The following is a 22,035-nucleotide window of genomic DNA, read 5'->3' as shown; positions in this document are numbered from 1 at the left end:
ATATATAAACTTAAATTGAAACGAATTTAATTAATGTTCTTCGGTTGCCATTGCGAGGTATACAACTGTCAATACCATGAAAATAAAGGCTTGAAGGAACACAATCAGAATGTGGAATAATGCCCAAGGCACGCTTAGCGCCCACTGGATCCACCACGGCATTAATGCAATCAGGATAAAAATCATTTCACCTGCGTACATATTTCCGAATAGTCGAAGTCCAAGAGAAATTGGTTTTGAAATTAATGTTACCAACTCCAAAACGAAGTTCACCGGATACAACAATGGGTGTTCAAATGGTTGCGTTGTTAACTCTTTAATAAAGCCAACTAACCCTTTATTTTTCAGGGTGTAACCAATAATCAAAATAAACACACCGATCGCCATCGACATCGGCACGTTAACATCGGCAGAAGGCAAATCACGGAAGTGAGTAAAGCCTAATTCACGCGCTAACGTTGGAACAAAATCAACAGGAATTAAGTCGATCATGTTCATTAAGAAAACCCAGACGAAAATCGTTAATGCCAATGGGCCAACAATCTTGCTTTTCGTTTGGAATATTTCCTTAACGAGGTTGTTTACAAATTCATACGTGATTTCAATAAAGCACTGCAATCTACCTGGAACCCCACTGGTTCCGCGTATTGCCACATACCTAAAGAGTCCGATGAACAGTAAACCTAACACCCATACCATAAACATGGAGTCGATATTGAGGCTCCAAAAACCATCGCCTACAGTAAGGAATGTTAAGTGGTGCTCAATATAATCATGAGCAGTAGTTACTGATTCCACCTTACGTCATCCTAAATTGAGGTTTGTTTAGTATCGGGGTTAAAAAGCATCCTAAAAATGTCACGCTGTAAGCCAATAACATAGCTACATGATTAACTGGAATAAAACGAACAACAGCTAACATCATTACTGCGGTATATACCCACTTAATAAAACTATTAAGCTTGGCTAAATATCGAATATTAATGTCTTTATTTGTTTTTATTTTAAAAGCGGCAGTCATTAAACCTAACAAAGATGGAATAACCGCAATAGCGACTCCAATAATGGAAGATTTAATACAAAGCCAATCAGCAGAAATAAAGGAAAAACAGATAAATAGAGAACCTAGGATCGTTTGACCAATTAAAATCTTTTTTGCTGCAGATAAAATATCGCTAAAACCAGAATCCGCATTCATTTTCAATCCTCTTTACATTTGCACTAAGCAGCCAACCCCTCCATATCAACTTATTACGGATTATTTCAACTTATGACACAACCTGCACAACATACAGAATGAATAATCTTGCAAGAGAAATAAAACCATTAGGAGTCGTATCAGTAATAAATACAATGTTACGTATTTATTAATAAACCAAAGCGAAATTTTGCCAATTCTCACGACGTAAAAAACAAATCATGTAAATCAAGCACTTCCGCTCAACCTCCTACCTTTTAAAATCTACGTGATCACCATCACGAGCGCTATAAAAAAAATTGCAATCAATGTTTTTCATTTTTGAGAAGCAACAACAATTGAAGTCACAATGGATTATGTTGTACGCATGATGCATAAATATGTATTCATATTATTAATAAAAATGAGCATTAATCGAAAACGGTTAGGTAATAAGAATTGTTCCCAAAGCAAAATTTCGACCTCTTTTTTATTACTATTTTTCATTTGCTGTCATAAAACGAAATTTGTTGAGCGAACCGCGAAATGGCACTTTTTTACATGGTAAAAAGTTGGAGCAAAGAACCACAGCCAGCACTATTCCACGCAATATAAGTAAGGAAAAAACACCAGAGAAAAGAATGGAAGAAGTAGAAATAAAGAGTAGAAGTTCAAGCAAGAGCACTTCTATCAAGCTGATTTAAAACAATATTTAAGCGTTAAGCATTAACTAACCCATTGTTTATTAATACTTATTATGTCATCTCAGATCTATCAAGCACATATCCTTCAATAATAGCAATCGCTCTCAATTGCGTTCAAACAAGCATCCAAATGAGTAAAATATTACTGCTGAGAAAATGCGCTATTTTTTGTAACAAACATCAAAAAATAAAAGCATAAAAGTACATTTAAAAAATATAAATAATCTGCTAACTAAGCTATCATTACACGATATATCGAAGCGTTTTTTTGTTTAATGCAAATTGACTATATATTGAATACAATAATAAACAGGCGTTTTAAATAATAACCGTTTTCATTATTCCTATTCTTATTTCTTTATATAAAGGGCTTTTGTTAGTATTAATTGTCATTAATGATTTTTATTTATGACATATTTAACGTGCTACAAAGAGCACCATGTAAAATATAAAACATTATAAAGAACAGAGTGAAAACAAAATAAAATTAAAGCTGAACATTTGATTCATTTTAAATTAACATTAACTATTATTTTATAACGGTCAGTGATTGCACTTTTTTACATAGTTAAGAATAGAAGTAGCGTTAAACGGCTTATTTGTTACTAAAAAGTAAACATTATCGGAGCGTGTTGGTAACCATGGACATCAATCATTCCCTGTCACCTTATAAAAATACGGTTTCTTCTGGCTGGAAACGTATCATTCCCTTTGCCAACTTCAATATGGAAGAGAACCACACCTTTGATATGACTCATTTTGAAGGTCTGTGGCTAAAACAGTACCTTTCAACGATCACACCTGAATACCATGCGCTATCGCATCAGCTAACCAAAATCGCGCAATCAATTAATCCGCTGACCTTTAACTTTTACAGCTTAGCGTTATGGACAAGCCCAGATCGATACACTCAGCTTCACACCCTGTGCCAATACAGTGAGTTATTAAACAGCTCAATCCGCTTTTATCTCGATGAAAATAAAGGCGATAATATTAACTTATGGCTATTGAGTAATGAGCCTGTTGCCAAACACTCAACCGAAAGCCTGTCTTTATTAGCATTGCATTTCGCTTTCTTACTCAGCGTGTTCAAACAAACATGGGGCCATAAAGCCATTAAAGGGGATGTGTTTCTGCCCTCTTTAACCAATGCCCGTATAGAGCAACAACTGTTTGATAACTTAATGGCATCGTCTGCGTTAAACCTAAAGTGTCACTATGGTTATCCATTAATTCGCCTGACCTTTAGTAAAAAGTCACTGACAGCACCATTAACGGAAGCCGATCCGATCATAAACCAAAACAGTTTGTGGCAGCTGCAAAGACAGCTAGAGAACTTCCACCAGCACAACGTGATCACCCAAGTCTACCGCGTATTAGACAGCTTATCGGATCTGGAAATCGCCTCTGGTAATCATGTTGCTAGCTTAATGGATATCAGTTTCCGCACTCTAAACCGTCGCTTAGCCTGCCTTTCTACCAGTTATCGTGGCGTGTTAGAGAACTATAAGCTCGAAAAAGCCCTCTCTTTATTAGACGATCCAGAATTAGCATTAACGGATATCGCCCTTAAACTTGGCTTTTCCGATCTCAGCACCTTTTCTCGCGCCTTTAAACGCTGGACTGGGGTATGCCCATCATTATTGGTCAATAGAAATCAAAGCCTAGATACCCATGTCATTTCACATTGGGAGCTAACCTAAACATCAGGCTACAATAAGAATGCGTGAAAGCATCAACATCTCTCATGCATTCTGATACACTCGCCCTCTTTGATCACCGCAGTGTAGGAACACCCATTAAAATGAGCCAAGAACAACCGAATAACCCATTACACGGTTTAACCCTAGAAATGATCCTTGTACGCTTGCAAGAACACTACGGCTGGGAAGGTTTGGATGCGAAAATTCAGATCAACTGTTTCTACAGCAACCCATCAATCAAATCATCATTGAAGTTTTTACGTCGTACCCAATGGGCACGAGACAAAGTAGAAGCGCTTTATATTGAGACTTTCTGTCAGTGATCCGATTGGCATACAGGCTTTAACTCGATAAAAGTAAGGTATGCCATTTCTCTCCTCCACTCCCCTCACAAAACATACCCCTATCATCGAAATATTTGGAGAACGGCATGTTTACTACTCGCCAAGCCAAAAAAACTGACTACAACTTTCTGTTTGAACTGAAAAAAGCCGCAGAATACGAACCAATTAAAACTATCTTTGGTTGGGATGAAACAATTCAACAACGGATTCACCGTGAAGAATGGGAATTAGCCAAACCAACCATCATTGAAATTAATGGCAAACCAGCAGGCAGTTATCTAGTCCAGCGTCATGACGATCATATTTACTTTGGGCGTTTTTTCTTACTGCCACAATATCAAGGGCAAGGGATCGGTAGTCAGATTCTAAATGATGTAATTGAACAAGCCCAAAACGCCTCACTACCCATAAAGCTCATCTATATCAAAACTAATCGAGTAGAAAAACTATATCTAAGATTCGGCTTTGAAGTTACTCATCAAGATGATCAGTTCGTCCATATGATCAAGCAATGCTAATTTAAATGGTTTAGCTCTTCTTTATCGGATTTAATAGCGACGATTTTAAATCCGATTTACATACTTCTCTTTCTATATCCTACGAAAGTTAATTCATATGTAAAATTGCCATCAAGATCATGATATTTATGAGTTTAGTTGAGTATGATTATGGGTCTTTCTTCTGCGTGAAAGTAAGAAGGCTTATTAAGAAGCAGTTCGGCATTTAGAGGTAACTATGAATATTTGGCGCTTAATTGCCCATCATGAAAATGCATTAGAATCGATTGAACTCATGAAAGAGTTAGGCTGTATCGCTATAGGTTGGTCGGATATTAACGACTTAACGCAAATAGCTCCAAACAATCAATCAGAGATAACTAACTTGATTAGCTCCTCTTACCCTAATTTGGATAATGCGCACTTAGGAGGCCCAAGTCTCTGGAATCTCTATAAAAACATAAGAGAGGGCGATTTTGTTATTGTAAACGAAAATGGTCGTAGAAATTGTGTTTTTGAGGTTACTGGACCTTACGTATTTAATAAAGAAAATCCTATTTTGGGGTATATGCATCAGCGCCAAGCTGTGCTAACTGATATCTCAGCAGAAAAATTATGGAAAGACTGCAACTCCACTGTTCAATCTGGTCAAAATATACGTTGGACACTTGCTGGTTGCCAGTTTTCTGAAATAGCTGAAGACACAATTCTTAAAGAAGGTGCAAGATTTTCAATTACTTCAACTGCAATTGAAAGGAATCCTGTAGCTAGGCAAAAGTGCATAGAACACTATGGTTATACCTGTGCGGCATGTGATATCAATATGGAAAGTAAATATGGGCGTATTGGTAAGAGTTTCATACACGTACATCACCGCACAGATCTTGCTTCAATTAAAGGTATCCATAGAGTTGATCCACTTCGAGATTTGATTCCTCTATGTCCGAATTGCCATGCAATGATTCATAAGGAAAAACCAGCAATGCCGTTAGAAAAGTTAAAAGCAATATTGCGAGATAATGCCTAACAAGTTGCTCAAATGGACATGTAACAGTTGGCTCACGCTAGTTCCTTGCAAGTTTAGCCAACTACTTCATGCCGCTTAGCAAGATATTGTAACCTGTTCAGATATTTAACGTTAGTCATTCTAAATGAGATCGCGATACGATTTATATTATTAAGTTAATTGTATATTGATGACTTCTGCTAATGGTCTTATGAGGGAACTAATGGCTAGCCAAACATACGAAGTTGCACATATTAGAGAGCAAGGTCAAGATATGATCATTGTACCTGTGTCTTCTCGAGTTCAATCAATGTCCAGTCAACAGCAAAATAAGTTAAATCAATCTCTTCAGTATTACGCCAATGATGCAGGTTTAGCTGGAGAGGTATGCTTGGTGTGGGAATATGGAAATCGCTTTTACTTTCTTGCCCCACAACCTTGGCACCCGTTCTTCAAAAGTATCGATATGCGCTTTGTAGTCTCAAATATAAATAAGAAACTTACTTGTATGAGTTAGTATCTGGGTTATAACAAACTTTTATCCACTAATAAGTTCTATATCCATCTAAATAAAAAACAGAAAAGAAAAACTAACGCTTATCTTTTCTGTTTCAATTTACTTATTGTTGGCGGATAGATTATTACTTCGCTTCGGCATTTTTTAAATAAGCCAAGATTTCATCTTTAAGTAGTAGCTTTTCTTTCTTTAGCTTATCAATAATATCTTCGTCGTAACCGTCTTTCGCTGTCATTTTTTCAATTTCAGCATTTAGCTCGCTGTGTTTGTCATATAGACGATCAAAACCAACTTCTTTGCCCTTTAAAGAATCGATTAAATCTTTATATTCTGGAAACATCGGTACTTCCTCATAAATAGTGTATGTATTAGTTATACGCCTTCTATCTAATTAAATTAAGACAAAAATCACGCTTTTGCTGCCCTATTTATGAAAACCAATATTACTATTTCAAGCCATTGAACATGGCTTGAAATAGAGGCAATCTGATCAGCTACAAATCTCTGCAAGGGTGCGTAAACGACGCTCAGACTGAGCAACGAACGGGTTCTTCTTATCCCATGCGTAACCTGCCAAAATCGAACACACCATCTGTTTAATTTTAGGATCAGGATCGGTATAGAAAATCACTTTCTGTAATTCACCTGAGTACCAACCTTCAACATACGTGCGGAAAGTATTCACACCTACCATCAGCTTATCAGCGTAATCTTGCTGCCAATTTACTTCATCACCTGCTAATTGCTTTAATAATGCATTAACCGCGAAGTCGGCTGACTGCATCGCAATCGTCACACCTGATGAGAACACAGGATCTAAAAACTCCCCCGCGTTACCAAGCAGTGCATAGTTGTTGGTAGCAAGGTGCTTCACATTGGCAGAATAACCACCAATTTGCGCTGCTGGGTTTGAATATTCTGCCTTGCTCAGCAGTTTATTTAAGGTTGGCTCTTCTGCCACAATTTGTTGTAGGGCTGTTTTTTCATCAGCATCGTATTGGGCTAAGAACGCAGGCTCTGCTACTACACCTAATGAACAAGTGCCATTGCTAAATGGGATCAACCAGAACCAGACATCTTCATTGGTTGGATGTACTGAGATCAGGATTTTTTCACGATCATGCTCAACACCACTATCTTCGATATGATCGACAACATGGGTGAAAATCGCATGGCGTACAGGCAAGCATGATGGTTGTTCTAAATCGAGTAAACGCGGCAGCACACGACCAAAACCGCTGGCATCAAGAATGAAATCGGCTTCTAGCTGATAAACCTGATCGTTCACTTCATCACGTACTGTTAATACCGATGTAGTATCGCCGCAATCCACCGCTTCCACATTGTGTTGGTAGCGAATTTCAACACCTTGCTTTGCTGCTTCATCTGCCAGCACTTTATCAAAGTTGCCACGTTGAACCTGAAATGTTGTGCCTGCACCATCAGTAAACTTGTCACGAAAATCAAATGCAGTGTAGGTGTCACGACGACGAAATGCCGCACCGTTCTTGTATTGGAAATCAGCCGCATTAACAGCATCGACCATATTGGCTTTTTTGATCACTTCCATACACGCAGGCAGTAAGCTTTCACCAATAGAAAAACGAGGAAAGGTGTTTTTCTCTAAAACGACAACATCAACCTTATGTTGATTGAGTAACGCGGCTGCAACAGCTCCTGATGGACCTGCACCAATAATTGCGACTTGTGTGCGTTGTCTGTTATTCAAAATCTTGTTCCTTTGATCACGATAGAATGCGCTTATCTGAAGTATGACTCGATAAGGTTAAATGGTCTGTTAATGCGAACAGGGAGTTTAGCAAAGATCTGTCATCGCGCCACTTCTTGCCTCAAGTCTTTGCTTTAAAAAATGGATATGTGAATCATTGTTTTGATTTCTCATAAACGAGATCACATTTTGTCGCCACGCTGTACACACTTATCAATATGTCGGGTGAGTGGAAGGCAAGATGATGAAATCATTGTTATATCTCATAATCTTACTAACAGTCTTATCACTTAATGGATGCGCTAACCAAGCCTTCTTTTCTCCCTCTAATGACCGCGATCCGAGCGAAAAAGTCTCGCGTGTTTATTCACTATCGGGCAATCATATTGCTTATCGCCTTTTTCCTGCTTCAAACTCACCACAACGCGGTACGATTGTGCATTTTCATGGCAATAGTGGGCAAATGGAGCAAACCCAAGAGAAAGTCATATGGCTGACTCAACATGGATTTAATGTTCTGACCTTTGACTATTCAGGCTTTGGTTATTCTACCGGACGTGCGACAGATAAAGCCGCCTACCTTGATGCTATTTCAATACTGAACTTTATCAGCCAATATAACCACCAGCCATTATTTGTGGTTGCGACTTCAACTGGGAGTAATATTTTTCTACGCGCATGGGCAGATAACCCAGTCGTTATTGATGGCATGATCCTTGATTCACCGTTTAGCAGTTACATCAAAGAAGCCCAGTTTGTATTACGCCAAAGCCCTTTTGGCATCATGTATGATTGGTTAGCACATCTGATCATGCGAGATGATTATGCTGCCGAGCAAAGCCTACATCGCATCCCGTCAAGCCACGCCTTGGTGATCCATTGTCAGCATGATGCGGTCGTGCCTTTTGAGTTTGGTGAGCATGTTTATAGCCATATTAAAGGCACGAAAGCGTTTATGGCGTTAGATGATTGCCGCCATGCCAGAGCAATGACACATGACCATCCACACCACCAGCAACATATTGCCCAATGGTTAAAAACCACTGAGCAATTGGTAAGAAACCAAGCGCCTGCTACACAAGTAGAGATGCTAGCGTATCAAGAATAATGAAACGCCACTTATGCAGCAGCAAGTGTCAGTAAGGTATGGCCTAACCCAATGTTATCTTCTCGCTCAACAACCACAAGCCCTGCTTCTGCGACGATTTCAAGGAAGTCTTCACTGCGGTAAAAACGGCTATTGCCATTTGCTAAACAGGTAAAATATAACGAGGTAGCATTCAAGCTATAGGTGGCAGCTTCATAGCGTTGCGCATCCCAAAATAGCTCCAGAATATACACGGTCGCACCCGGTGACATGGCTTCGCGTACTCGACGTAAAATACTGAGAATTTCCATTGGCGAGAAACAATCTAAGAACTGACTCATCCACCACACATCGGCACCTTGCGGTAGCGCTTGGGTTTTATCCAGCAAGTTGATACCGACACCATCAATGCGATCTGCCAAGCCTTTTTCTTGTGCTTGTGCAAGCGCCATTTCTATTTGTTGTGGCAAGTCGATAATGGTGACATTGACATCAGGATCATAAGCACAGCACTGTTGCGCCCATTTCCCCGTGTTACCACCAATATCAAATAAACGCTTAGGCTTTTTAGCAAAGACACGCTCAAGCAATAACGGGAATGAACGATCGGAATAGAAGTGATCGAAGTTAAACCAACTTTCTTTAGCAGCCGTTGGCAATTGTGATAACCCTTGGTAAATGGTTTCCCAATCACCGAGTTCCACCAAGCCTGCCGGTTTACTTTCTTTGATAGAGTCAGAAAGGTGCATCATCGCGGCATAACAAACATCGGCGGTGAAATCTAAGTTCGCTCGTGTCATACCGTCATGCAATAGATAGTGACCAAGATTCGCTAAACGATAATTGGGAGCCTGCCACGTTACGATATGAGCACTTAACCCCATATCTAATAGTACTTTGACTCCGTATTCACTGATCCCTGTACGCTTTGAAATGGCAGCAGCATCCAGCCCTTCTTTTTTCACTTCGTCTAATGCAGCAAGAATACCAAGATCACGCAGTGACTTAGCGGTTTGAAATACGATAGGAGCAAAAGCGAGTTTTTGCGCTTCTGTTTTTGCATCAAGAGCATTGAAAGGATCAATAGAATAATGGGTCACGCGACACCTACATCAATTATATAGTTAGCGCTTATTCTATCGACCCTTGAGGGGGCATTATTGTTCTAAAACAAATTATTGGTAATTAACCGTGTCACCTTTTCGCTCAATGACTTACCAATAAACACCTCTTTTTTTATTAATAATTTTGAGTACTTACGCCCAATTGCTGCTGAATTGAACGAGAAAGTTTCACTACCCAATTATTATAATTACGATGAATATCAGTACCATCGTAATCTAAGTTTTGGCTGTCTTTATAGTCAATGCTGTAGCTGGTTGATGAATATGGGATCTCAACGGTTGCACTATGGGTTCGCACCGAAATATTCGCCAAAATCAAACCCGGCTTGATCATTCGCGCACTCCAACCGCGCTGCTCTGCAGCCGTTAAAATCGCTTTTTGTACATCTTCTGCCGTGTGCTGTTGTCCCGTCACAGTCGTTGGCACATAAACATTGTTTAAATTCATTACAGGTTTACTAGTACAACCGACAATGAGCAAGCTAGCTAAAGTTGTTAGGAAAAGTTTTTTCATTGTTTAATTATTATCGCTGTTATTAATTAGAATTTTATCAGCTAAGCATTATTTCGCTGTCTATATTAAGCTTGTAATACTTATATGATAACTGACTATACCCAAGCCTCTTGGGTATATCGATATCACTTATTTGATGAAGGGTTTACATTGTAAAACTTAAGCTAAGTTTTATTTATGTCCCAAATACCTTTTTCAATAAGCGACGGATTTTATTATCATAGACAAATTGAAATTATAACAATAAATATTACTCAAACGGTTTAAGAATGAACTCGGTGCACTTTACTATTAATGACTGGAAAGCCCTTTCGCTAGGTCTTTCTTCCTCTTTAGAATGGCAAGAATGGGCAGAAACCCAACGCTGGCCACAAGCACCAGAGCCGATCAAATTCGATAAAATTCCGGCCATGATGCGCCGACGCATGAGCAACTTAACCAAGCTTGCACTACAAAGCGCGCTATCGCTCGCTGATGAAAAAGATATTGATTACATCATTTTTGCTAGCCGCCACGGTGAACTTCATCGCACGGTTGATCTGATTGAATCCATCATTGATGGTGACGACGCCTCACCCATTGCTTTCTCTCAATCTGTTCACAATACCGCAGCGGGTCTTTATACCATCATTACCAAACAGCCGATCCCAGTAACATCGTTATCGGCTGGTGAACACACACTGCATTCAGCCTTGATTGAAGCAGCATGCTACTTAAGCGATAACCCACAACACCAAGTATTGCTGGTTGATTTTGACGAACCACTACCTGAGCAATACCAAGCATTTGAGAATGATGCTCACCAAGGCTATGCCTTCAGTGCCATTCTTTCTGCGGGCGATGACTACACACTGCAATGGAGTGCATTTGATCAGCGAACAAAGGACGTGAACATGGGCTACCCACAAACATTAGATGTGATCAAGCATCTCACATTAGGCAACAAACAATTTGTTATAACCGATCAGCGTCACCACTGGTATTGGGAACATAAGTAATGCCAAATTCAACGCTGACAGTGCCACAACGCTTGAATAAATACTGGCGTATTTTCGCAACCGGTTTCTGCTTCACCATCTTTGGCGTAGGCGCACTGGCATTGACCTTTATTGTCTTCCCACTCATGACACGTACCGCTAAAGACAGCCAGCAGCGTGAATTTAAAGTGCAAAAAATCATTCAACAAGCGTTTGATTTTTTCTGCCGTACCATGCGTTTTTGGGGAGCGATTGATTACCGTTTTGAAAATACTGAGCTATTAGCCAATGATCGTAATTGCCTAATTGTGGCAAACCATCCAAGCTTAATTGACTACGTATTAATTGCATCACGGTTGCCACAATGTGATTGCTTAGTAAAAGCCGCTATTTGGCATAACCCATTTATGAAAGGCATTGTGAAAGCCGCAGGCTACATTCCCAATAAAGATCCTGAAAGTTTATTAGATGGCTGTAGTGAGCGTTTAAATAACGGTAATGTTTTACTGGTTTTCCCTGAAGGTACGCGCACAACACCGGGAAAAAAGTCCAAATTGCAACGTGGTGCAGCACAGATTGCGGTACGCACAGAATCAGATCTACGTGTTATTCATATCACGGTAGAGCCAAGCTTCTTAACGAAAGAGAAGAAGTGGTACCAAGTGCCTGATACCAAGCCTTTCTTCTTAGTTGAAGTAAAGGATAAAATAGAGATCGGATCATTTCTTAAAAGCAGTGATTCAGCAACGACAGCAGCGCGTAAGCTTAATCGTTATCTTGGCGAAGCCATTTTTCCCGCCCAACACACGGTTGAGCAACATAATAACAATCATAAGTAGGTACTATGGAACAACTACAAAACGAATTAAAAGAACTGATCATTGAATCGTTGAACCTTGAAGACATCACGGTTGATGATATTGAAACAGATGCGCCTCTTTTTAATGATGGTTTAGGTCTAGATTCCATCGACGCACTAGAATTGGGCTTAGCGATTAAGAAGAAGTACAATATTGTTATTGATGCAGATGACACTAACACTCGCGAGCATTTCGCGTCGGTAGCAAATCTAGCAAACTATATCTCTAACAATAAAAAATAAATACAGATAAAACAGCGTATTAGAATATGACAGAAGCAAACCGTAACCAAGTATTTGATCAAGTTAAAAACGTGCTTGTAGAGCTATTTGAACTTGATGCCGATGACATTCAACCACAAACCAATCTATACACAGATCTTGATCTAGACAGTATTGATGCGGTTGATTTAGTAGTTCATCTACAAAACCTAACAGGTCAAAAAATCAAACCTGAAGAGTTCAAAACAGTGCGTACCGTTGACGATGTTGTCGATGCTGTGATCGAGCTAATTAAGGAATAACCCATGATGCGTTTGCTGACTGCAGTGTCAGCATTAGCATTACTCGCCTATCCTCTCGCGGTTTACTATGGCTTAAATCGTTGGGGATTAGGCGTAGTGGCTGGGCTACTGGCGATTTTATTTCTTGTTCGGATCATTGCCGCCAAACAAACTCAACTTCGTGAGCTCAAGTACATTGCATGGCTCAGTGGTGGTGCTGGCTTAACCCTTGCTCTACTCGGTAGTGTTTTCCGTGAACATGGCTGGTTTTTATATTATCCAGTGATCGTCAATGTACTTATGCTTGGGTTATTTGGTGCCAGCCTATGGCAAAAACAGAGCTTGATCGAGCGATTAGCACGACTACAAGAATCCGATTTACCGCCTAGCGGTGTCCGTTACACCCGTAATGTAACCAAGATCTGGTGCTTGTTTTTTATTATTAATGGTGCAATCGCCTTAACCACTTGTTTCCTTTCTCTACAAGTGTGGACGTTATACAACGGCCTGATCAGCTACATTTTTGCTGGCAGCTTATTTGCGATTGAATGGGTAGTTCGTCAATTCGTTCAACGTAAATCACAATAAGGTTAAGGGCTTGTCCCTTACTTGCTGCCATTGCCATTCATCTTCACTTCAACACCGGAATTATCATGGAACCATTAACACTGCCGACAACAATGACGTCACTCTCTCAGTTGATGCTGCAGTCTCATCGCCAATCTCCTGTGTCAGTCGATCCTCCAGGTAACACATCTTGGGCACAATTCACTCACGATGTAGCACTGTTGTGCCAAGCTCTTGCTCGCTATGACGCTAAGCAATGGGCGATCTGTTGTGAAGATAGCTACTTTTTTGCCGTGGCATTTATGGCGCTGGCACACAGTAAACACCAACTGGTTTTACCGGGTAATCACCAGCCAGCAGCATTAGCTGAACTTAGCCACCACTTTGATGGCTTGTTGCACGACAACAATATTCAATGTCCAAGTGATTGTATTAGCCTAAAACTCAACGACATTGACTGGCAAACCAGTGTTCACAACGCTACACAATTTACCCCTCTAGCACTTGAAGCTATTGAACTCACACTATTTACTTCAGGCTCTAGTGGTGCACCGAAAGCGATTCATAAAAATCTGGCGTTGCTGAATAATGAAATTGCTCAACTTGAGAACTTATGGGGCAAAAAGCTAGCACAAGCCACCATTAGCAGTACGGTATCACACCAACATATTTACGGCTTACTGTTTCGTATTCTCTGGCCATTATGTTGTGATCGCAGCTTTAGTCGGTTTGATTTGATCTACCCTGAACAAGTAATGGCACAAGCGAGCAATGATCATGTGCTGATCAGTAGCCCTGCTTTGCTAAAGCGCCTCGATAACGAACAGAAAACCGCACAGTATCGTGCCATTTTCTCATCCGGTGGTCCGTTACCCTTAGCAGCGGCTCACCAATGCCAACATTTATTTGAACAACTGCCGTTTGAAGTGTTCGGCAGCACAGAAACAGGCGGTATGGCATATCGTCAACAGCAACAAGCCACAACCCCTTGGCAGCGTTTCCCAGCTATTGAGATTGCACTAAATGCTGAACAGTGTTTGAAGATCCTATCACCGTTTATTGATCCAACTCAGTGGTATCAAACCAGCGATCATTGTGAACTGTTCGATAACGATCGTTTCATGCTAAAAGGTCGTACTGACCGCATTATCAAAATTGAAGAAAAACGAATTTCGCTCACCGATGTTGAACAACGTTTATGTTCGCTACCATGGATTAATGAAGCAGCTGTGTTACCGCTAGAGCAAGATAATCGTCTAATCTTAGGAGCAGTGATCACGCTGACAGAAGAAGGACAAACACAGCTTACATTAATCGGTAAAGGGAAGTTTTGGTTGCTATTACGCCAACAACTACGCCAGTGGATCGAACCTGTCGGCATTCCACGTAGCTACCGACTGGTTGAGAGTATTCCACTCAACACCCAAGGAAAGCGTTTAGTCAGTGATTTAGAGCTGTTATTTAAAGCAGATAACGCCTAGCAAAAAAGAATAATAATGATGACAAATAGAACTCCAACATTACTCGCTCAACATATCGACGACAATAAGGCAGAACTCACCTTACGTCCTGATGGTCAGCTATCAGATTTTCAAGGACATTTTCCGTCTTTTCCACTGCTACCGGGTGTCAGTCAAATTGATTGGGCAGTCCATTTTGCTAAGCAATGCTTTGCTGATATTCCCACTCATTTTAACGGCATGGATGTAATTAAATTCCAAGAGCCAATTTTGCCCGATTCAACCATTATCCTAAAATTGGAATGGCGTGATGATCAGCAGAAGTTGCACTTTAGCTATACCTCTATCGATGAAAATGATGAATTACACAAACACTCATCGGGCAAAATCAAACTAGGACAGCCCGCATGAGTGTGTTTAACCCTTGCTTTCTGATCCCTTGCTATAACCACGGTGCGACAGTCCCAGCGGTGATTGATGCCCTCACATCCTATGGCTTTCCGATCATTATCGTCGATGATGGTAGCGAATTAGCGACTCGAAAGATTTTATCTGAGCAAGCTAAACGCCCAAATATCACCGTTGTCACGCTACCAAAGAACCAAGGTAAAGGCGGTGCAGTGATCGCCGGTATTAAACAAGCTGATGCACTTGGCTTTAGCCACGCACTCCAAATTGATGCCGATGGTCAACATGATTTAGCGGCCTTACCTAAACTGCTCGAAGCGTCTCAAGCCCATCCCGAAGCATTGATTTCTGGTCAACCTATCTATGATGACTCGGTGCCTAAATCTCGCTTATATGGTCGTTATGCCACCCATATTTGGGTATGGATTGAAACCCTGTCGTTTAATATCAAAGACAGTATGTGTGGCTTTCGCTCTTATCCTATTCGTCCGATCATTAATGTGATTAATCACAATAAACTTGGTTTGAGAATGGATTTTGATACTGAAATCATGGTGCGTTTTTACTGGGATAATGGCGATGTTCGCTTCATTGATACCAAGGTAATTTACCCTGAAAACGGGATCTCTCACTTTGATGCGCTATGGGATAACGTCAAAATCAGCTGGATGCATACCAAACTGTTTTTTGGCATGTTGCCACGCATTCCTAAACTAATAAAACGTAAGCCAACCGATCAACAGCATTGGTCTTCACACGCTGAGCGTGGCACGATTTTAGGCATAAAAACCTTATTAGCTGTTTATTCACTACTAGGGCGAAAAGCATTTAACCTGCTGTTAAAAGCCGTGATGGGTTACTACTACTTAACCGGTAAAAAAGCGCGAAAAGCCTCAGAAGATTATCTCGAACAACTCGAAAACTACGCCAGCGACAATCAGTTAGCCTTGCCTACAAAACTTAATAGCTACGATCATCTACTGTCTTTTGGTCACACCATGTTAGATAAACTGGTGGCATGGCAAGGCGACTATTCTGAAAAAAACTTAACCATTCATGGTGACGAACACTTTAATGAGCTAGCAAAGCGCAAACAAGGCATCATTGTGTTGGGCTCACACCTTGGCAACCTAGAACTATGCCGAGCATTAAGCTCTCGCCATCCCGATATTAAGATCAACGCATTAGTCTTTACGGAACACGCTGAACGTTTTAATGCGGTGCTCAAAGCCATTAACCCTGATTCTGATCTCAATCTCATTCAAGTGAATGAATTAGGCGCAGATACCGCGATCATGTTGCAGCAAAAAGTGGAACAAGGTGAATGGGTGGTCATCGTCGGTGATCGCACTTCAGTGACCAAAGAACAACGTGTGGTATGGGCAGACTTTTTAGGCAAACCAGCCCCATTTCCACAAGGGCCTTTTATTCTTGCTTCCGTATTAAAAGTGCCCGTCTACACACTCTTTGGTTTACGTGATGATAGCCAAGCGACACCGCATTTTGATGTGTACTTTGAACCTTTCAGCGAGCAGTTGATTTTGCCTCGTAAGACACGAGAAACAGCGCTGCAAGAAACAGTACAACGTTATGCATCAAGGCTAGAGTCCTACACAATCAAAGCACCATTACAATGGTATAACTTTTTTAATTTTTGGCAGCTTAGTGGAAAGAACAATGACAACCAATAATACCTCTACAACTCAACAAACCATTAAGTTCGGTGCTGATCGCCTCACTATTGAAGACGTTTGTGCTATCGCTAATGGTGCCCATGCTGAAATGAATAATGATGCCTCATTCAACGAAAAAATTGATCGCGGTGTCGCTTTCCTTGAACGCCTACTTAAAGATGAAGGCGTAATTTATGGTGTAACCACTGGCTACGGTGATTCATGTACTGTTGCGATCCCACCAAAACTCGTTGATGAATTACCGCTGCATTTAACCCGTTTCCACGGCTGTGGTTTAGGTGAAGTATTAGCACCGCAACAGGCTCGAGCAGTGCTAGCCACCCGTTTATGCTCGCTATCTCAAGGGGTTTCTGGCGTTAGTCATGAACTACTGAACCAATTAGTAACCTTGATTAATCACGACATCGTGCCACGTATTCCTGAAGAGGGTTCCGTTGGTGCCAGTGGTGATTTAACCCCGCTGTCTTACGTTGCTGCAACCTTAATCGGTGAGCGCGATGTGATTTATCAAGGCGAAGTGCGTCCAACTGCCGAAGTGTTTAGTGAACTTGGTATTACGCCTATTCAGCTAAGACCGAAAGAAGGCTTAGCGCTAATGAATGGCACATCGGTAATGACAGCACTTGCCTGTTTAGCTTACAAGCGCGCGGAATATCTAGCACAAATGGCAACCAAGATCACCGCAATGGTGTCTGTTGCGATGCAAGGTAATGATTTCCACTTTGATGAAGCACTATTTGCAGTAAAACCACATCCTGGTCAGCAACTTATTGCTAGTTGGTTACGTTCAGATCTGCAAGCAGAACGTCCACCTCGTAACAGCGATCGACTGCAAGATCGTTACTCATTACGTTGTGCGCCTCATGTGATTGGTGTGCTGCAAGATAGCCTGCCATGGCTTCGTCAAATGATTGAAAACGAACTCAACAGCGCTAACGACAATCCGATTATTGATGGTGATAACGAACGTGTGCTTCACGGTGGTCACTTCTATGGTGGTCATATTGCAATGGCAATGGATACCCTAAAAACCGCTGTTGCTAACATTGCAGATCTGCTTGATCGCCAAATGGCACAGCTGATGGACTACAAGTTCAACAACGGTTTGCCATTTAACCTAACGGGCGCCGTGGGTGAACGTAAGCCCATCAACCACGGCTTTAAAGCGGTACAAATCGGTATCTCAGCATGGACGGCAGAAGCGTTAAAACACACCATGCCAGCCAGTGTATTCTCACGCTCTACCGAATGTCACAACCAAGATAAAGTCAGTATGGGCACCATTGCTTCTCGTGATTGCTTACGTGTATTGCAGTTAACAGAGCAAGTCACTGCTGCATCATTGCTGGCAGCCACTCAAGCAATTGAGCTAAGAAAGCGTGATGAAGAACTTAATGCATCACATTTAAGTCCTGCACTGACTAAGATGAATGAAGCGGTGTTAGAGCACTTTGAACCTGTTATTGAAGATCGCCCACTAGAGCAAGATTTACGTCTGTTTATCGATATGATCCAGCATCAACATTGGCCACTATATCGCTAACAGTTTCTCTTGCTTGGAAAATTGACCAAATACTCACTCAACATTCAGAGTGAGTATGGCTTTTTCCGCTATTATCTTGATGACTTATACCCAAGTCAGCGCAAGGTACTAAGTTCAGCAAAATCACATGGGTATATATTTTCTTATTTTATGTTTGTAGGAAATCGATAAATGGCAGCAACTAAACCTGAATTCATCAGTGCTGAAATCTCGATCACAACGAATTTTCAAGATGCCGATCCAATGGGCGTTATTTATCACGGTAACTACTTCCGCTACTTTGAAGAAGCACGTCATCAGTTAATGAACAAACTGAACTACAGTTATCGTGAAATGGAAGCATCGGGTTATGTGTGGCCAATCATTGATACCCGCGTGAAGTACGTTAAAGCGATCCCTTACGACCATCCTATCCGCATTACTGCCACCATGACAGAATGGGAAAACCGTCTCCGTGTTGATTATGTTATCTATGATGGTGAAACAGGCGCACGAATGACTAAAGGGCACACCATGCAAGTAGCGGTTGGGATTGCTGATCGTGAAATGTGTTTTGTGTCACCAAAAGTATTTACAGAAAAAGTGGAGGCTTGGTATGCCAACCATGCGTAATAAAACTCATTTTAGCCATGGATTTAAACAAGCGCTAAAAGCAACACTGGCAGTTTCTGTGTTAGCACTTACTAGCTTATCAGCCCATGCTATTACCTTAGAGCAGCTACAAAAGCGCTTATCTTCAGAGCCACTTGTACGTGGTGATTTTACTCAAAAGCGTGAAATGGCCATGTTCGATCAACCCTTGCTATCCAGTGGTCAGTTCTTACTGTCAGCGAAAAACGGCCTATGGTGGCATCAAACTAAGCCTATGCCTGTATCACTGGTGTTAACCCAAGATAAGCTCAGCCAGCAATTTGATAACCAGCCAGCACAGGTGCTTTCGGCCAGTGATAACCCAATGGTGTTCTACTTTAGTCATGTGTTCTTATCACTGTTTAAAGGCGATACTTCACAGCTTACTGAGCAATTTGATCTATCACTTAAAGAGATAAAAGACAGCACAACGCACAATCAATGGCAGTTAGTGCTTACTCCTAAAGCCGCGCCTTTAGATAAAGTCTTTAGTAAGATTGAAATTGAAGGCGGTAAGTTCATTAACGAACTTGAACTGGATGAAATTCGTGGCGATAAAACCATTATCACCTTCAGCCAGCAAAAAACGACACCGTCCACACTAACATCAGAAGAACAACGTGTTTTCCAATTCTAAGTTAGCCAGTTTATGGCTTGCGATTATGTTGATTTTGGTAGCCGCCCTTGGCTACCAACTCACTGCGCGTAAACAGCTCCCGATTGAAACCAACATCTTGGCGTTATTACCTGAAAATCGCCAAGATCCCATAGCGCAACAAGCGTTTGATCATATTGCCACCAGCATGAGCGATAAGGTGGTCTTTGTTGTCGGCAGTAAAGACAGCGATACCATGCTCAAAGCCGCTAAAGACTTTAGCCAAGCCCTGCCTTCCCTTGATATGTTCAGCCATATTGATGCCAAAGTAAGTCAAGATCAGCAGCAAGCATGGGCAAAGCTCTACTATCCGAAACGCTTTCAATTACTGACTCCTGAGCAACAAGCGCGCCTACAACATCACCCAGAACAACAAACCCAAAACGTTATCCATACGCTGTATAACCCGTTCTCAGGCATTACTGGTACTGAACTTAAAAACGACCCTTTCTTGTTGTTTCGTGAATACCTTGCCGATCTCACCGCAAAAACGGGTAAATTCAGCCTAAAGCAAGGCTTTCTGACTACAGAATATCAAGGTAAACATTACGCCCTGATCACCGCCAATCTCAAAGGCTCAGCTTATAACATTGGCTTACAAGGTAAATTGCCTGCATTAACCGCCTTAGAACAACAGATTGAAAGCAAGTATTCACTTACCGATTCACCGCTTGAAATCGAGCAAACAGGGGTGATTTTCTACGCCGCTCACGGTACACAAAGCGCAGAAAATGAAATTAGCACCATAGGCTTTGGCTCATTGCTAGGGATTGTGATTTTATTGATCGCGGTTTACCGCAGCACCTTACCATTAGCCCTTGCCCTGCTTTCCATCACCTGTGGTTTAGTGGCAGCATTTGTTGCCACCGTTGCGATTTTTGGCAAAGTGCATTTGTTTAGCTTGGTCTTTGGTGCCAGCTTGATTGGGGTTTCCATCGACTATGCTTTCCACTACCTCACCGATCGTTTAGCAGCAGGTAAACATTGGAATGCACAACAAGGTTTAAAGCACATCTTTACCGCAATCACGCTTGGTTTGATCACTAGCTTGATTGGTTATTTAGGCATGTTAGTAGCACCCTTCCCTGGTTTGCAGCAACTGTCTTTATTCTCAGCCATTGGTTTAACAGCCGCTTACGCCACTGTGGTCTGTTGGTATCCAACCCTTGCAGCAAAACCAAGTAAACCTCGTGCTATTCCTTTCGCAGGTACATTAGGTCGTTGGCTGCATCTATGGCAGCAACCTAGTGTCCGTTGGGTTACACCAATACTCTTAGCACTGCTATCTATCTATGGTTTAACCAAAGCAACTTACAACGATGATATTCGCCAACTACAAGCCCTACCAGCGTCGTTACAACATCAAGAAGCGACGATTAAAGCCATCACAGGCGTGAGCAGTAGCCAGCAAATGTTGCTAGTAAAAGCTGATAGCCAGCAAGCATTACTTGATAAAATCGCAGCCACCGATCACGCCTTAGATGGATTGATCAAACAAGGCGCATTAAAAAGCTATCAAAGCCTTGGGCAATATATTCCTACACTTGAGCAGCAAAAGACTAACTTCGAGTTAGTTAAACAGCTATATAAAGAGCAAGGTACCGCTCTTAGCCAAAGCTTAAATTTGGCACAACCTGTTAGCTTCACCGCCACATTTGAACCTTTAACCATGGCGCATTTCTTGGCATCACCGATCTCAGCACCACTGCGTTTTATGTGGCTTGATGCACTAAAAGATAAAAATGGTGTCAGTAAATACAGCGCAGTGATTTTGCTTCATGACATTCAACAGCAAAGTGCGATTGAACAGTTAACGCATAATGACAGTGAACTGACGTATTTAAACAAAGCCGATGAGATCTCAACTCTGTTTGGACAATACAGAGAGCATGTCACTTGGCTATTGATCGCAGCGACCTTTGCGATTTATCTGTTACTAGCTTGGCGTTATGGCATCAAGCAAGGGGTGAAAATGATCGCTCCATCTTTGATTGCTGGTATAGCGGGTATTGCGATCACAAGCCTAACAGGGACACCACTTAACTTGTTCAACCTGTTAGCTCTAATATTAATTTTGGGCATCGGGATTGATTACAGCCTGTTTTTTGCCGAGTTAAAGACTGAAACAGCGCACCAGCAAGGGATCACCACCTTATTGGCGATCACCTTATCCGCATTAACCACTGTTTTATCATTTGGCTTACTTGCATTGAGTGAGACTCAGGCTATCCATAGTTTTGGGATCACTGTACTAACAGGCATCATCATCGCTTGGCTATTAGCTCCATTGGCGATGAGCAAAGTAAAACCGTCACAACAACGTCAATAAGGCTATTT

General features: G+C 41.3%; 24 protein-coding genes. 18 read left to right on the top strand and 6 right to left on the bottom strand.

Annotated elements, in window-relative coordinates; translation table 11 throughout:
• Positions 1-30: 30 nt before the first annotated feature.
• Both atpB and Q7657_RS01535 read right to left on the bottom strand, forming a co-directional pair.
• Complete coding sequence (atpB, locus tag Q7657_RS01540) at positions 31-798, bottom strand: F0F1 ATP synthase subunit A (protein ID WP_008988650.1); 768 nt, start codon at positions 796-798, stop codon at positions 31-33.
• A 1-nt stretch (position 799) separates the two neighbouring features.
• Positions 800-1,198, bottom strand: a complete 399-nt coding sequence (locus tag Q7657_RS01535) for an ATP synthase subunit I (protein WP_008988649.1) — start codon at positions 1,196-1,198, stop codon at positions 800-802.
• 1,324 nt (positions 1,199-2,522) lie between these two features.
• Here Q7657_RS01535 and Q7657_RS01530 point away from each other — a divergent pair.
• The 5 genes from Q7657_RS01530 (at position 2,523) to Q7657_RS01510 (ending at position 5,948) form a co-directional block, all read left to right on the top strand.
• The gene (locus tag Q7657_RS01530; RefSeq protein ID WP_023934869.1) at positions 2,523-3,584 is read left to right on the top strand and encodes a helix-turn-helix domain-containing protein; all 1,062 of its coding nucleotides are present in this window, start codon (positions 2,523-2,525) and stop codon (positions 3,582-3,584) included.
• Positions 3,585-3,685: 101 nt separating this feature from the next.
• Positions 3,686-3,907: a VF530 family protein gene (locus Q7657_RS01525; RefSeq protein ID WP_008988647.1), complete on the top strand. Its 222-nt coding sequence runs from the start codon at positions 3,686-3,688 to the stop codon at positions 3,905-3,907.
• 107 nt (positions 3,908-4,014) lie between these two features.
• A complete protein-coding gene (locus Q7657_RS01520) occupies positions 4,015-4,446 on the top strand; it encodes a GNAT family N-acetyltransferase (RefSeq protein ID WP_107167145.1) in 432 nt (143 codons plus the stop codon).
• Between the two features lie 217 nt (positions 4,447-4,663).
• Positions 4,664-5,452: a DUF8426 domain-containing protein gene (locus tag Q7657_RS01515; protein WP_107167146.1), complete on the top strand. Its 789-nt coding sequence runs from the start codon at positions 4,664-4,666 to the stop codon at positions 5,450-5,452.
• A gap of 202 nt (positions 5,453-5,654) precedes the next feature.
• Positions 5,655-5,948, top strand: coding sequence for a hypothetical protein (locus Q7657_RS01510; RefSeq protein ID WP_107167147.1), 294 nt, complete (start codon positions 5,655-5,657; stop codon positions 5,946-5,948).
• 124 nt (positions 5,949-6,072) lie between these two features.
• Here the strand turns inward: Q7657_RS01510 and Q7657_RS01505 are convergent, their stop codons facing one another.
• Together Q7657_RS01505 and Q7657_RS01500 are read right to left on the bottom strand one after the other, a co-directional pair.
• Positions 6,073-6,288: an HP1242/YdcH family protein gene (locus tag Q7657_RS01505; RefSeq protein WP_008988644.1), complete on the bottom strand. Its 216-nt coding sequence runs from the start codon at positions 6,286-6,288 to the stop codon at positions 6,073-6,075.
• A gap of 150 nt (positions 6,289-6,438) precedes the next feature.
• Positions 6,439-7,680 (bottom strand): NAD(P)/FAD-dependent oxidoreductase, encoded by a 1,242-nt coding sequence (locus Q7657_RS01500; RefSeq protein ID WP_107167148.1) that lies wholly within the window; start codon positions 7,678-7,680, stop codon positions 6,439-6,441.
• Positions 7,681-7,918: 238 nt separating this feature from the next.
• Here Q7657_RS01500 and Q7657_RS01495 point away from each other — a divergent pair, with 238 nt between their 5' ends.
• Entirely contained in the window at positions 7,919-8,785 is an 867-nt protein-coding gene (locus Q7657_RS01495) for an alpha/beta fold hydrolase (protein ID WP_258178292.1), read from the top strand.
• A gap of 11 nt (positions 8,786-8,796) precedes the next feature.
• On the opposite strand, the gene Q7657_RS01490 is transcribed toward Q7657_RS01495, so the two are convergent.
• Both Q7657_RS01490 and Q7657_RS01485 read right to left on the bottom strand, forming a co-directional pair.
• Positions 8,797-9,864, bottom strand: a complete 1,068-nt coding sequence (locus tag Q7657_RS01490) for a methyltransferase (protein ID WP_053987836.1) — start codon at positions 9,862-9,864, stop codon at positions 8,797-8,799.
• A 139-nt stretch (positions 9,865-10,003) separates the two neighbouring features.
• Entirely contained in the window at positions 10,004-10,402 is a 399-nt protein-coding gene (locus Q7657_RS01485) for a hypothetical protein (protein ID WP_107167150.1), read from the bottom strand.
• A gap of 269 nt (positions 10,403-10,671) precedes the next feature.
• Between Q7657_RS01485 and Q7657_RS01480 the strand changes: the two genes are divergently transcribed.
• From Q7657_RS01480 to Q7657_RS01425, 12 genes are all read left to right on the top strand, one after another.
• The gene (locus Q7657_RS01480; protein WP_107167151.1) at positions 10,672-11,400 is read left to right on the top strand and encodes a beta-ketoacyl synthase chain length factor; all 729 of its coding nucleotides are present in this window, start codon (positions 10,672-10,674) and stop codon (positions 11,398-11,400) included.
• Positions 11,400-12,218, top strand: coding sequence for a lysophospholipid acyltransferase family protein (locus Q7657_RS01475; RefSeq protein WP_107167152.1), 819 nt, complete (start codon positions 11,400-11,402; stop codon positions 12,216-12,218). Before Q7657_RS01480 ends, Q7657_RS01475 begins: the two co-directional genes overlap by 1 nt.
• 5 nt (positions 12,219-12,223) lie before the next feature.
• On the top strand, positions 12,224-12,481 hold the full coding sequence (locus Q7657_RS01470) for a phosphopantetheine-binding protein (RefSeq protein WP_107167153.1): 258 nt from the start codon (positions 12,224-12,226) through the stop codon (positions 12,479-12,481).
• A 26-nt stretch (positions 12,482-12,507) separates the two neighbouring features.
• Positions 12,508-12,762 carry an acyl carrier protein gene (locus Q7657_RS01465; RefSeq protein ID WP_053987833.1) on the top strand — a complete coding sequence of 85 codons (255 nt, stop codon included), beginning with the start codon at positions 12,508-12,510 and terminating at the stop codon, positions 12,760-12,762.
• Positions 12,763-12,765: 3 nt separating this feature from the next.
• On the top strand, positions 12,766-13,329 hold the full coding sequence (locus Q7657_RS01460) for a COG4648 family protein (protein WP_107167154.1): 564 nt from the start codon (positions 12,766-12,768) through the stop codon (positions 13,327-13,329).
• Between the two features lie 65 nt (positions 13,330-13,394).
• Entirely contained in the window at positions 13,395-14,789 is a 1,395-nt protein-coding gene (locus Q7657_RS01455) for an AMP-binding protein (protein ID WP_107167155.1), read from the top strand.
• An 18-nt stretch (positions 14,790-14,807) separates the two neighbouring features.
• Positions 14,808-15,179 (top strand): ApeI family dehydratase, encoded by a 372-nt coding sequence (locus Q7657_RS01450; RefSeq protein ID WP_107167193.1) that lies wholly within the window; start codon positions 14,808-14,810, stop codon positions 15,177-15,179.
• Positions 15,176-16,867: a glycosyltransferase family 2 protein gene (locus Q7657_RS01445; protein WP_107167156.1), complete on the top strand. Its 1,692-nt coding sequence runs from the start codon at positions 15,176-15,178 to the stop codon at positions 16,865-16,867. Before Q7657_RS01450 ends, Q7657_RS01445 begins: the two co-directional genes overlap by 4 nt.
• On the top strand, positions 16,854-18,413 hold the full coding sequence (locus Q7657_RS01440; RefSeq protein WP_107167157.1) for an HAL/PAL/TAL family ammonia-lyase: 1,560 nt from the start codon (positions 16,854-16,856) through the stop codon (positions 18,411-18,413). The genes Q7657_RS01445 and Q7657_RS01440 overlap by 14 nt, the downstream gene beginning before the upstream one ends.
• A 171-nt stretch (positions 18,414-18,584) precedes the next feature.
• Positions 18,585-19,025 carry an acyl-CoA thioesterase gene (locus tag Q7657_RS01435; RefSeq protein ID WP_107167158.1) on the top strand — a complete coding sequence of 147 codons (441 nt, stop codon included), beginning with the start codon at positions 18,585-18,587 and terminating at the stop codon, positions 19,023-19,025.
• Positions 19,009-19,680, top strand: a complete 672-nt coding sequence (locus Q7657_RS01430) for a LolA family protein (RefSeq protein WP_053987827.1) — start codon at positions 19,009-19,011, stop codon at positions 19,678-19,680. The genes Q7657_RS01435 and Q7657_RS01430 overlap by 17 nt, the downstream gene beginning before the upstream one ends.
• On the top strand, positions 19,664-22,027 hold the full coding sequence (locus Q7657_RS01425; RefSeq protein ID WP_107167159.1) for an MMPL family transporter: 2,364 nt from the start codon (positions 19,664-19,666) through the stop codon (positions 22,025-22,027). Before Q7657_RS01430 ends, Q7657_RS01425 begins: the two co-directional genes overlap by 17 nt.
• Positions 22,028-22,035 lie beyond the last annotated feature (8 nt).

Source organism: Candidatus Photobacterium acropomis, assembly GCF_030685555.1.
In the GTDB taxonomy this organism is placed as follows: Bacteria; Pseudomonadota; Gammaproteobacteria; order Enterobacterales; family Vibrionaceae; genus Photobacterium; species Photobacterium lucens.
Note: the sequence above shows the minus strand (reverse complement) of the source record. Positions and strands in the feature narration are given on the sequence as shown.